Here is a 12,515-nt window from a genome sequence, read left to right on the forward strand (position 1 = left end):
TAATGTATGTGGCCACCAATTAAAAGTGGCCACATAAAGTTATTTTTATAACTTGTTGTCTTCCATTTTGACACCAACAGCATAGTCTTCTTGTACTGCTGATTTACCAACTCTTTTGACAATTGCTTCCCACTCTTTAGCAACTTCATCTAAAGCTTCTTGAGGAGATAGCTGACCAGCTAAAGCCTTAGAAGTTCCAGTTGCAACTGCACTAGTGAATTCAAACACACCACGAACTCTTAAAGGGAAAACTCTATTTTTACTTTTTTCCATATCTTTAAGTGTCTTAGTGTATGATTTTGCAATGTCTGCATCCCAACCCATTGTATCTATATAAAGATTTGGATCGAAATCAGAGTTTTTAAATGGATTAACACCAAAGTTACCAATAGCTAAGTCAGCTTGGTGGTTTGCTCCATTAGAAAAGAAACAAAGATAATCAAACGCCATCTCTTGCACTTTACTTTTCTTAGCAACACCTACTGCCCAACCCCATACAATGTACGGTGCTTGGTTATATTTGTTATCCCATTTTCCAGATACTCTATTCCAAACTTTATCTGCACCTGGAAGAGGAGCTGTACCTACTTTATTTTTAATAGGACTATCATCTTGCATCGCTGCAATAAAAGCATCATCCCATGAAAAACTAAATAGAGTTTGTCCACCACCAAATGATCCAATTTCATCACCTAGTCCAAAGTTAATTCCTCCTGGAGGAACATACTTAGTAGCTTCTACCCAATCAGTTAAAGCTTCAACAAACCCTGGATTATTAACATTTGGTTTCATAGTTTCTAAATCAAAAAAGAAACCACCTGGAGTTCTAGGATTTTTAGCATACGCTACTGATCTACTGAAAAAAGCCGCGAACATTAAGTCGTCTTTTTTCATAACTTCAGCTGAACCGTATTCTTTTTCTCCATCTCCATCCCAGTCCCAACCGTTAAAGAATTTAGCCATTTCGCCATACTCTTTCCAAGTCGTAGGAACTTTTAACTCTTTCCCAGTAGCATCTTTATATTTTTTTTGCATTTCAGGATTATCTATTACGTCTTTTCTGTATTTTAGATAATGTCTGTCTCCATCAACTGGATATTGGTACATAGTTCCATCCCAAGAAGAAACACCCACATGAGATTTTGTAACGTCTTTCATCTCTTTTGTGTTCATGTATTTTTTTGGAACTGGTGCTAAATACTGTCTCCAGTCATTTATAAAGTTAGAAAAACCAAATACGATATCGTATGGAGCTTGACCAGCTTTAAAAGGAACCATAGCTTTTGCGTACAAATCACCTGCAGGTGTATGTGTTACATCAACTGTTGCGCCCGTTAGTTTTGCAAACTGTTCAGCATGAAGAGCTGTAGGCTGTCCGATTACTGGAACGGCATGCGTATTTATTTTTAGAGTTTTTCCTTTGTAGTTCTTTTTTGAAATCTCTTCATAAGAACAGTCACCAGAAATATCTCCTGTTGCTTTGATATGTGGAAATTGATCACTCCACTTATCTGCATAAGCTGGACTAAATATCAAAATTCCTGATATCATAGCGCTTAGGCAAGTTTTTATTATTTTCATTACTCTCTCCTTTATTTATTATTATGGAACTAAAACGGCTCTTCCCTTAACTTTACCCTCGTTAAGATCATGAAGCGCTTTATTAGCATCACCTAATTTATATTCTTGCATAGAAAGTGTAACTAACCCTTTGTTAGCTAACTCCATCAGCTCATATAACTCAGACCACGTTCCCACTAAATTTCCAACAATTGTTTTTTCTGAAATAATTACATCAACAGCTAGAACTCTGATTTCTTCACCATAACCTACGATATAATAATATCCACTTCCTGCTGTCATTTTAATACCCATTGCAGTGGATCCTTTTTCACCAACAAAATCGATTACAGCTTCACCACCTTTACCTTTGGTAAGCTCTAGAACTCTTTCAACTTCATTTCCATCAATTAAAACTCCTTCATCACCACCTAAATCCATTGCATGTTTTAAGGCTTGAGCAGATTTTTCAACGATAATAATATTTGCAGCACACATTGCTTTTAAACATTGAATTGCTATATGACCCAGTCCACCCGCTCCAATAATTACACAAGTCTGACCTGGTAATAAATGTCTAGTAGCTTTTTTAACAACTCTATAAGCGGTAAGTCCTGCATCAGAAAATGGTGCCACATCTTTTGGTGCTAATATTGTGGGCAATTTGATTAAATTACGAACACTTGTTTTAAGTAATTCTGCATAACCACCTTCTTTAATGTTTAGTCCTGGAAAAGCACCTTCTTCAGCATGCTGATCTAAGCCTCTACGACAACTTAAACAAGTTCCATCTGTTCCAGAAATGATTGGGTGCAAAATTACTGGATCACCTTTTTTAAATCCAACAACATCCTTGCCTACTTCTTCAACCCAACCTGCATTTTCATGACCCATAACCATAGGTAATAAATCTCCTTTAGGATCTTGGATATGTTCCCAAACACCTTCGATAATGTGTAAATCAGTTCTACAAACTCCCGCAGCACCAATTTTAACAATAACATCTGATGATTTTTCTAATTTTGGATCTGGCATTTCTTGTTCTGTAACCCAAACTTTTTCATCCATTTTTGGATTGTACTTATGTAAAACCTGTGCCTTCATAATTTCTCTCTATTTTTTTAGTTTGTTAATATTTTTTAATAACAAACCCTATCCAATATTGAGGTCAACAGAGAGTCAACTGCGCAAAAAAGTGTTCATAAAGTTAACAAAATACAACTCCTGGTTGGTTGTTCATTTTTAATAAACTCGTAAAATAAGATATGTCAAATTTAGTTTCTGTTGAAAAAAAATTCTCTGACCTAACTAAGAGAAGAGGCTTTTTACCTTCTCTGATTGATAAAGATATATCTGATAGCTGGAAGAGATGTATTTCAACTGGACTAGATCCACTTAAAAACCCAAAGAGAACAATTCTTACTTCTAAAGAGCTTGAAGAGCTTAAAGAAAAAAATGAATATATTAGAAGACTAGTAAACCCTGAACTTGAACTTCTATATTCACAAATAGCAGGGACAAATTTTATGGTAGCATATTCTGACAACACTGGATCAGTTATGGATACTATTTATGATAAAACCTGCCTTAGAACTGATGTTGGAAAAATTGTAATACCAGGTTCAATTTGGAGAGAAGAAATTGGAGGTACAAATGGATTGGGACAAGTTGTTACTCTGAATAAAGATTCCATAGTTTCAGGTAAGGAACATTTTTTTGAGTCACATGGAAAGTTATCTTGTTTTGCAAGTCCAATACTAAATCATGAGGGAAAAACTATTGGTATAATAGATGCCTCTACTGATGTGCATTCAAGAGAACAGCATACCTTGGCACTAGTTAAGCTTGCTACAAAAAGCATTGAAACAAAATTATTTTTAAATCAATTTAATAATGAATTAATTTTATCATTCCATCCACGTCAAGAATACTTAAGTACCAATAGTGTTGGTCTACTTGCAATTAATGGTGACGGATTTGTTGTTGGCTCAAATTCTAATGCAAGAATAATGTTGCATGGACTCGTAACATTAAAGAATGAAAATTTTAATAATATTTTTACAACTTCATTTTCTTCAATAGCAAATGAACTTTTACAAAATAAAATAATGAAAATTTCTGATCATTTAGGCTCATCTGTTTTTGTAATAAAAAGTCAAAATTTTAAGAAAAAAATATCTAAAGAAATAAAAATAAAAAATTATGCATGTAAAAAATGTAAGGGATCAAAATTTAAAGAAGATAGATGTATTTTAATTAAATCTACTTTTTTAGAAAACGGAAATATTAGTGCAGTTTCTCGAAGACTTGGTGTTTCGCGAACTACAATTTACAAACACTTACAATAGAATTAATTCTTTAAATTTTTTATTAAGAAAAATAGGTAAGAAAATAAAGAGGTTAATAAAAAAAATATCATTGCAAATCTAAAACCTGAAATTTCTGAAAAGCCAAAATTCATTGTGATATCAATAATGATACCAATAATCCATTGAAGTGCAAATGCCCCAATAAAAAGAAGTAAATTAAAAGAAGTCAGTGCTTTTCCAGCATTTGAAAGTGAAAAAGCCATCCCAACAGCAGGCTGACTTAATGATAAAAATACTGAACTTACTGCGAAAAATGCCCAATGAAATGCTCCTGCTTTTGGACCTAGATAAATTATGAAGGCTAATACCATTAAGTTTAATGGTGCACCAAATTTTAATAACCTTATTGCATCAGAAACATTTTTAGAAAATCTTGGTACAAAATACCCCCAAGTTAAAAAAGAAAAAAGTAAGGAAAGATAAATAATAAACAAACCGTTTGCACTTTCTTCTGGAGTATATCCAGACACCTTAACCATCCATGGTCCTGCCCATAAAGTTTGGATAGCAAATAAACCACCGTAATTAAAGAAACCCATTGGCACTAAACTTTTAAAAAATTCATTCTGCCATACTTCTTTTAAGGAGCCTTTCTCATTATCTATATTTTCTTTGTCCCAATTGGGAATAAAAATAAGAATTAAAACGATGCTAAAAAAAGTTAGAATTGCTAAAATTCCAAATATTGACCTCCATCCTATTATTGGTAAAAAAAATTGTACTGGCAAACTAGAGGATAACATTCCTATTGCACCAGTCATTAACATCCACGAATTTGCTCTTTGTTGAGTCTCGTCTTGAAACCAAACTCTATAAGCAGTTAACGGTCCCATCAAACATGCTCCAACTCCTATTCCAATTAAAATTCTTGAAATTAAAAGAGAAGTAAAATTTTGTGACAAAGAAAATGAAATTATTCCTACAATTGCAATTAATAAAAAGTATGAAACTATTTTTTTTGGGCCTTTATTGTCTAATAGATAGCCAAGTGGAATTTGAACAGAAGCAAAACCTAAAAAATATCCACCACCCAAAAGTCCTAACTCACCAGCTGATAGATTAAATTCAGATACAAGATTGGGCGAAATAGTTGCTGTAATTGCTCTTAATAAATTAGAGATATAATAACCAAGGGCAAATACTAAAAATATACTAATTGCTTTTTGTTTTGGTAAAATAACTTTATTCATAATCTAAAATTATAAAGAAATTAATTTACTTTATTTTTGCAATTTCCTGTTTTAAAAAACTCATCAATATTGTCTATAGCTAGATTGGCCATAGCAATTCTTGTGTGCTTAGTAGCGCTTCCAAGGTGAGGTAAAATAAAAACACTTTTAATTTTTAAATAACCTGGGTTTAAATTTGGTTCCCCTTTGTAAACATCAAGACCTGCTGCATAAATTTTTCTTCTATTTAGTGCATCAATTAAAGATTCATCATCAACAATATCTCCACGAGCTACATTTGTTATAACAGCACCTGTTGGAAAATATTCTAATGTTTCTTTATTAATTAAATTTTCTGTTTCTTTTGTTGCAGGACAACAAATAGACAATACATCCGAAACTCCAAAAAGACTTTTGATACTGTCGTGATATATAGCGCCCTGTTCTTTTTCACCACTTAGTTTTGATCTGTTGTGATAATGAATAATCATACCTAGAGATTTTGCTATTTTTGCAATCTTTTGTCCTATTCTTCCCATACCTAAGATTCCAAGTCTTGAACCTGTTAACTGTTTTCCTATCAAATAATCTGCTGACCATTTCCAGTTACTTTCTTTTGCAGATTGAATACCTTCTGGAACTCTTCTACATGCTCCAAGAATTAATAAAATTCCAATCTCTGCTGTAGCATCCGATAAAACTTCTGGCGTATTTGTTACTGCTATTCCTCTTTTTTTAGCTGCTTCTAAATCAATGTTTCCAAATCCAACTGCAAAATTAGAAATTACCTTAATACTGTCTGGTAGTTTGCTTATAGTATCTTCATCCATCTTATCAGTTAAAGAAGTTAAGATTGCATCATGGCCTTCACTTAATTCAATAAGTTTTGACTGAGAATATAGCTCATCATTACCATTGAGCTTTGCATCAAATGTTTTAGAAGCTTTTTCCTCAGATTCTTTTAACAATCTTCGTGTAATTATAATTTTTTTCATAGTTAATTCTTTTGTAATATTTTTGGTTTTGGACCACCAGTATACCAATCTAATATCTCAATGGTATGTAAAATTGGAGTTTTGGTTCCATTAGAAATTTGGGTAATACAACCTATATTTCCAGTTGATATAAAATCTGGTTTCAAACTTTCAATATTTTTTACTTTTTTACTTAATAGTTCTTTGGCAATTTCAGTTTGCAAAATATTATAAGTTCCAGCAGACCCACAACAGATGTGTCCTTCTGGAATTTCCATAATTTCATTATTTGTTTTTGAAAGTAATGACATGGGTTGACTGTGTACTTTTTGTCCATGTTGCATTGAACATGCAGAATGATAAGCAATTTTATATTTCTTTTCTTTTGTTTTAAAGTTTAATTTTAAATTGGTATCTAAATATTCAGAAACGTCTTTTGTTAAATCAGAAATCACTTTTGCTTTCTTTTTCATTTCTTCATCATCTTTAAAAATGAAACCATAATCTTTCATGGTGGTTCCACAGCCAGAAGTGTTAGATAAAATAGCATCTAAATTACCTTTTTGATGTTCATCATACCAAGTATTAATATTATTTCTAAAATCTTGGTGGGCATCATCTTCTTTTCCTAAATGATGATTTAATGATCCACAACATCTAATCTTTTTAGGCACAACCACTTCAACTCCATGTCTGTTTAAAAGTCTAATGGTTGCCTCATTAATCTGAGGAGAAATTTCTTTTTGAACACAGCCAGTTAAAAGAGCAACTCTTGCGATTTTATTTTTAGCACTTACAGAATAAACTTCTTTTTGTTTTATAGTTTTTTTAGGAAAACTTGTTGGCATCAAGCTGATCATATCTTTTATTTTTGTTGGCATTAAAAACTGAAAGGGTTTAGCTAATTTAACCATATAACTTGCTAATCTAAAGTATCCAGTATTCGGTAATACTACTGATAAAAAGTTTCTAATTGTTCTATCAAAAAAAGATCTTTCATAGTTTTTTTCAATATATTTTTTACCATGATCAATGATGTGCATATAATTTACTCCAGCAGGACAAGTGGTCATACAGCTGTAGCAAGATAAACATCTATCTATGTGCTTTACTGTCTTTGCTGTTGGCTTTTTTTGATTTTCCAACATGTCTTTAATCAAATAAATTCTTCCCCGTGGTCCATCTAATTCATCACCAAATATTTGATGAGTTGGACAAGTTGCATTACAAAAACCACAATGAACGCACTTTTTAAAAATTTTTTCTGTTGCAGCGTTATCACTGTCTTTTAATTGTTTTTCTGTAAAATTTGTTTGCATTAAATTCCTCTATACATTTTTCCAGGATTAAAAATTCTTTTAGGGTCAAAACTTTTTTTGATCTTTTCTGATATTAAAAGTCTTGTATCATCTACTGTAAAAATTGTTTCTTCGTAATCATATTCATCCGATGTCTTTATAATAGTTAAATAACCACCTAATTCCTTAGTTAATTTTTTAATATCACTAACCTTAGAGTTCTTCTTAGATTGAACCTCTATCCAATATAATGAGCCACACCAGTCAATATAATATTTATACTTATTGCCTAGAAATTGTATCAACTTAGGGCCTTTTGAAGGGGGCACTACTACTCTTAAAAGATTATTTTTTGTTTGTTTGAATAATTCAAGGTTATTTATTTTTTTCCAAAATGGTGTTGATTGATGAACATCTAAAACTGTTGTGTTCAGCTTACTAAGCTCAAGCTCAATTGTTAGAGCTTTTATTTTTTCATCTATTGCAATTTTATCTCCCTCTATTCTTAACGCTAAAAATGAACCTTTGTATTTTAGATCATTAAACTTAAAAACCATTTCTTTATTTTGGTCATAACTTTCATCTTTGGGTTCATCAGGAATATAAACAGCACCAGAGACTTCACTGCTTGAACTAGATATCTTCTCGAATAAATCTTTAATTAATTTTTTATCATCAGTGTGAATTGTAATTGTATTAGATGATTTTTTCTTTGGTAAAACTTTTAAAGTTATTTCTGTTAAAGCAACTAAAGTTCCAAAAGACCCTGTAACTAGCTTTGATAAATCGTAACCCGTAACGTTTTTTACAACTGTGCCACCTGATTTAATTATATCTCCTTTACCATTCACACCTCTAAATCCTAAAATATGATCTCTTATACTTCCAACTTTAAATCTTCTAGAGCCAGCAAAATTACAAGCTAAATGACCTGCTATAGTGCCCTTGTTTGATTTTCCATTTTCAATAAATCCAAAATCAATAGGCTCAAAAGCAAGTTCTTGATTATTTTTTTCTAACTCCTTTTCAACTATCTCTAATGGAGTGTTGGCTTTAACCTTAATGTAGAGTTCTTCAGGTAAATATTCGACTATTCCTGATACCTTAGAAAGAGATAATTTTTTCGCAGATTGTATTCTATTACCAATAAAATTTTTTGATCCTGTACCAATTATTTCTGTTGGTTGGTTTTTTTTATAAAGCTCTTGAACTATATTTGAAACTTGAAGTTCATCTTCTGGATAATAAGTATTATTAGAATCTTGGAAGATCTGGGAATTTTTCTTCATTTCTATGGACATGTACCCTTCCTTCCTCTGCACATTTTCTTAATATTGGATAAACTTTTCCAGGATTTAGTAAGTTTTTTTCATCTAGCGATTTTTTAATATCTAATTGTTGTTGAATATCTGTATTATTAAACATCTCACACATTAGTTCTCTTTTCTCAACTCCAACTCCATGCTCTCCAGTGATCACTCCACCTAATCTCACACACGTCTTTAGTATTTCAGCTCCAAATTCTTCTGTTTTTCTTAATTGCTCTTTATCACTTCCATCAAACATTATTAATGGGTGTAAATTTCCATCTCCTGCATGAAAACAATTTGCTACTGGCAACTCATATTTTTCAGAAAGTCTTTTTATTTCAAGTAAAGCTTCCGCAAGTTTTCCTCTTGGTATGGATCCGTCCATACAATAATAATCTGGTGCCATAGCTCCACATGCTGGAAATGCTGCTTTTCTACCTGCCCAAAATGATAGTCTTTCTTTTTCATTTTTACTCAATTTTAAACTTGAGCAATTATTTTTTTCACAAATACTTCTGACTTGTTTTAATAATTCATCTACCTCAGATTCGGTTCCATCTAATTCTACAATCAATAAAAGTTCTGCATCTCTTGGATATCCTGCTTTACTAAAATTATCTGTTGCCTCTATCAAAGCTTTATCCATTATTTCCATACCTGCTGGAACAATTCCACTTGAAATTATTTCTGATGCTGCGTTTCCACCTTCTTCAATTGTTGGAAAGCCTATTAGCGCTGCTTTAACGACTTGAGGATTTTTTAAAATTTTTACTGTGACTTCAGTAATCACTCCTAATAATCCTTCTGAACCACAAATTAATCCCATTAGATCATACCCTTCTTGATCAAGAGTTTTTCCACCAACTCTACAAACTGTTCCATCCATCATTACCATTTCAACACCTAAAATATTATTAGTTGTTGTTCCATATTTTAGAGAATGGACGCCTCCAGAATTTTCAGCAACATTGCCTCCTATTGAGCATGCCAGCTGACTTGATGGATCTGGTGCATAGTAAAAATTTTTATGTTGGACAGCATGAGTAATTCCTAGATTTGTTACACCTGGTTGGGTTATTACACATTTATTTTCAAAATCAATTTCTATAATTTTATTAAATTTCCCAAGACTTAATAAAATTGCATCATTTAAAGGTAGTGCACCACCTGAAAGGCCAGTGCCAGCACCTCTTGGCACAACTTTAATATTTTCTTTGTGACAAAACTTTAAAATGTTACTTACTTCTTCAGTATTTTCTGGCATCACAACAGCCAATGGTGTTTGCGTGTAGGCTGCTAATGCATCAGTTTCATATGGTTTAATTTCATCCGCATGACTTAAAACATTTTCTGGATTGATAATTTTTGCAAGATTTTTAAAAATGTATTCTTTTTTATTAATCGTTGCTTTGTCAATCTTTGGCAGAACTAATTCACTCATTAGTCTTAGCCTAGCATTTTTTTGATATTTTCCAATGCGTTAGATATGTTGTCTTGTGAAGCTGCATAGCTAAATCTTACGTAATCTTGGCAAGTTTTACCAAAAGCTGTTCCTGGAACTATTGCTACCCCTGCTTCATGCATGCATTTTTTTGCAAATTCTGAACCATTCATTCCTGTTCCAATAACTTTAGGAAATGCATAAAAGGCTCCTCCTGGTAAGCTGCATTCCACACCTGGTAAACTGTTTAAACCCTCGTGAATCAATTTCCTTCTTTGATCAAATTTTACCATCATTTCATGGATTGCATCATCTGGTCCATCTAAAGCTGCAATTCCTGCAAATTGTGAGGGAGCATTAACACATGAAACACTATTAATAATTAGTTTGTTTACATGTGGTATTAATTCTTCTGGCCACACACTCCATCCCATTCTCCAACCTGTCATAGCGTAAGCTTTGCTCCAACCATCTAAAACGATTAATCTATCTTGCAGATCGGGGTAATTAAAAAATGTTGGCATTTCTTTTCCATCATAAATTTGTCTACTATAAATTTCATCGCTAAGGATTGCTACATGAGGATGTTTTTTTAACCCTTCTGCTAAAACATCTATTGCAGATTTTTCAACAAAACTTCCCGTTGGATTATTCGGGTTAATTAATATTAGCAATCTAGTTTTATCTGTAATTAAAGATAGAATCTTTTCTGGATCAAATTTTAAATCTTTATCTTCTGTTAAGTCATAAGGAACTGCAGTTGAACCTGTATAATTAATCATTGATTCATATATTGGGAATGCTGGTGTTGGATGTATAATTTCTGCACCTGGTTCACCAAAACATTGTATCGCATAATACATTGTTGGCTTCCCACCTGGCATTATCAATACTCTTTCAGGGTCAATATCCTTATTATAAAGTTTTTTAATTTTTCTAGTGACAGCTTGTCTGCACTCTAAAATTCCGTTTGATAAAACATATCCATGATGACCCTCGTCTAATGCTTTTTTTGCAGCATCTACTACATGTTGAGGTGTCTTAAAATCAGGCTGACCTAAACCTAAGTGAATCATTGGTTTGCCTTGTGCTTCTAATTTTTTTGCTTCAGCTAAAACACTAAATGCAGATTCTGTTCCTAGTCTTTGTAAATTTTTTGCTAATTTCATAATAATTATATTCTAGTGTTAATATTTTATAATTTAATTTATTTTTTTTATATATAATTTTGATAAGTAAAAACTATTTTCTATAAATTAATTTTGATGCGTCTAATTCTTTCAAAGTCTTACAGCCCATTAATATCATATTTCTATTGATTTCATCATGCATGTTTTGCAATAGACGTTCAACACCTGGTTGACCCCCAGCACTTAAAGCAAATAAAAACATTTTTCCAAAGCTGCATGCTGTTGCACCAGCTGCTAAAGCTTTTAAAACATGAGTTCCACGTCTTATTCCGCCATCTAAAATAATTTCTAATTTATCACCTACAGCTTCTCTAATTGCATTAACTTGATCAAAGGGTGATCTTGAGCCATCTAATTGTCTGCCCCCATGATTTGAAATCATAATAGCCGTACAGCCTATATCTATTGCTCTTTTTGCATCTTCAACTGACATCACACCTTTAAGTGCAAATGGGCCATTCCATCTTTTTACACAATATTCAGCATCCTTCCAATTCATAGCTGGATCATATTGTTCATTTATATATTCGATAACTGATTTTGAAATATTGGTTCCTTTATCTGTTTTATTTTTAACATTGGATAATTCAAATTTTTTATGAGTAAAATAATTAAATACCCATTTAGGTCGCATGGCAAAACTCATTAAGCTTTGAAGTGTCAATTTTGGAGGAGTAGTAAAACCAGTTCTGTGATCTCTTTCTCTGTTTCCAGCAACTAACGTATCAACTGTCAAACACATGCCATTAAAACCAGACACTTTGCATCTGTCTATTAGATCGTCAGTAATTGATTGATCTTTGTGAACATATAATTGAAATAACTTTGGTCCATTTGAAATATCAGCAATCTCTTCAATAGTATTGTTAGCCATTGAAGACATACTATAAAAGGTCCCAAATTTTTCAGCAGCTCTTGCTGAGGCTTTGTCACCTTCATGATGGTAGAGTCTTTGCATTGCAGTTGGTGAAATAAAAATTGGCATATCAATTTTTTTTCCAAAAACAGTTGTTGAAAGATCTGGTTTACCAACACTAGCAAGAATATTTGGAATTAAATCACAATCATCAAAAGAATCTGTATTTCTTTTTAAGGTTTTTTCATCATCTGCACCACCATCAATGTAGTGAAAAATTGGAGAAGGTAATCTTTTTTTTGCTAATTTTCGAAAGTCATTAAAATTATGACAATACTTTAAGTTCAT

The 12,515-nt window shown here is 32.2% G+C and carries 10 protein-coding genes; 1 reads left to right on the forward strand and 9 read right to left on the reverse strand.

From position 1 onward, the window contains the following. Positions 1-45: 45 nt before the first annotated feature. Together AC5SMR_RS06390 and AC5SMR_RS06395 are read right to left on the reverse strand one after the other, a co-directional pair. On the reverse strand, positions 46-1,581 hold the full coding sequence (locus tag AC5SMR_RS06390) for a type 2 periplasmic-binding domain-containing protein (protein ID WP_168606991.1): 1,536 nt from the start codon (positions 1,579-1,581) through the stop codon (positions 46-48). 21 nt (positions 1,582-1,602) lie between these two features. Continuing rightward, positions 1,603-2,664, reverse strand: a complete 1,062-nt coding sequence (locus tag AC5SMR_RS06395) for an NAD(P)-dependent alcohol dehydrogenase (RefSeq protein ID WP_168606990.1) — start codon at positions 2,662-2,664, stop codon at positions 1,603-1,605. A gap of 161 nt (positions 2,665-2,825) precedes the next feature. On the opposite strand from AC5SMR_RS06395, the gene AC5SMR_RS06400 reads away from it, so the two are divergent. Continuing rightward, entirely contained in the window at positions 2,826-3,908 is a 1,083-nt protein-coding gene (locus tag AC5SMR_RS06400; RefSeq protein ID WP_494576754.1) for a GAF domain-containing protein, read from the forward strand. Positions 3,909-3,910: 2 nt separating this feature from the next. Here the strand turns inward: AC5SMR_RS06400 and AC5SMR_RS06405 are convergent, their stop codons facing one another. The 7 genes from AC5SMR_RS06405 to AC5SMR_RS06435 form a co-directional block, all read right to left on the reverse strand. Beyond that, on the reverse strand, positions 3,911-5,119 hold the full coding sequence (locus AC5SMR_RS06405) for an MFS transporter (RefSeq protein ID WP_494576756.1): 1,209 nt from the start codon (positions 5,117-5,119) through the stop codon (positions 3,911-3,913). 20 nt (positions 5,120-5,139) lie between these two features. Beyond that, positions 5,140-6,093, reverse strand: coding sequence for a 2-hydroxyacid dehydrogenase (locus AC5SMR_RS06410; RefSeq protein WP_494576758.1), 954 nt, complete (start codon positions 6,091-6,093; stop codon positions 5,140-5,142). A gap of 2 nt (positions 6,094-6,095) precedes the next feature. After that, positions 6,096-7,391, reverse strand: coding sequence for a glycolate oxidase subunit GlcF (gene glcF, locus AC5SMR_RS06415; RefSeq protein ID WP_494576760.1), 1,296 nt, complete (start codon positions 7,389-7,391; stop codon positions 6,096-6,098). Beyond that, a complete protein-coding gene (locus AC5SMR_RS06420) occupies positions 7,391-8,659 on the reverse strand; it encodes an FAD-binding protein (protein WP_494576762.1) in 1,269 nt (422 codons plus the stop codon). Before AC5SMR_RS06420 ends, glcF begins: the two co-directional genes overlap by 1 nt. Further along, a complete protein-coding gene (locus AC5SMR_RS06425; protein WP_494576764.1) occupies positions 8,625-10,121 on the reverse strand; it encodes an FAD-linked oxidase C-terminal domain-containing protein in 1,497 nt (498 codons plus the stop codon). Before AC5SMR_RS06425 ends, AC5SMR_RS06420 begins: the two co-directional genes overlap by 35 nt. Before the next feature lie 5 nt (positions 10,122-10,126). Continuing rightward, positions 10,127-11,290 carry a pyridoxal phosphate-dependent aminotransferase gene (locus AC5SMR_RS06430; protein ID WP_271486044.1) on the reverse strand — a complete coding sequence of 388 codons (1,164 nt, stop codon included), beginning with the start codon at positions 11,288-11,290 and terminating at the stop codon, positions 10,127-10,129. A 73-nt stretch (positions 11,291-11,363) separates the two neighbouring features. Continuing rightward, positions 11,364-12,515 (reverse strand): alpha-hydroxy acid oxidase, encoded by a 1,152-nt coding sequence (locus tag AC5SMR_RS06435; protein ID WP_494576766.1) that lies wholly within the window; start codon positions 12,513-12,515, stop codon positions 11,364-11,366.

This window comes from Candidatus Pelagibacter sp. PS_28 (assembly GCF_059417885.1).

Excerpts from the sequence above, each read along its gene's own strand:
- AC5SMR_RS06430 (WP_271486044.1), bottom strand. The coding sequence starts at position 11,290 with ATGAAATTAGCAAAAAATTTACAAAGACTAGGAACAGAATCTGCATTT.
- AC5SMR_RS06395 (WP_168606990.1), bottom strand. The coding sequence starts at position 2,664 with ATGAAGGCACAGGTTTTACATAAGTACAATCCAAAAATGGATGAAAAA.
- glcF (WP_494576760.1), bottom strand. The coding sequence starts at position 7,391 with ATGCAAACAAATTTTACAGAAAAACAATTAAAAGACAGTGATAACGCT.
- AC5SMR_RS06410 (WP_494576758.1), bottom strand. The coding sequence starts at position 6,093 with ATGAAAAAAATTATAATTACACGAAGATTGTTAAAAGAATCTGAGGAA.
- AC5SMR_RS06405 (WP_494576756.1), bottom strand. The coding sequence starts at position 5,119 with ATGAATAAAGTTATTTTACCAAAACAAAAAGCAATTAGTATATTTTTA.
- AC5SMR_RS06400 (WP_494576754.1), top strand. The coding sequence starts at position 2,826 with ATGTCAAATTTAGTTTCTGTTGAAAAAAAATTCTCTGACCTAACTAAG.
- AC5SMR_RS06425 (WP_494576764.1), bottom strand. The coding sequence starts at position 10,121 with ATGAGTGAATTAGTTCTGCCAAAGATTGACAAAGCAACGATTAATAAA.
- AC5SMR_RS06420 (WP_494576762.1), bottom strand. The coding sequence starts at position 8,659 with ATGAAGAAAAATTCCCAGATCTTCCAAGATTCTAATAATACTTATTAT.
- AC5SMR_RS06435 (WP_494576766.1), bottom strand. The coding sequence starts at position 12,515 with ATGAACTTAAAGTATTGTCATAATTTTAATGACTTTCGAAAATTAGCA.
- AC5SMR_RS06390 (WP_168606991.1), bottom strand. The coding sequence starts at position 1,581 with ATGAAAATAATAAAAACTTGCCTAAGCGCTATGATATCAGGAATTTTG.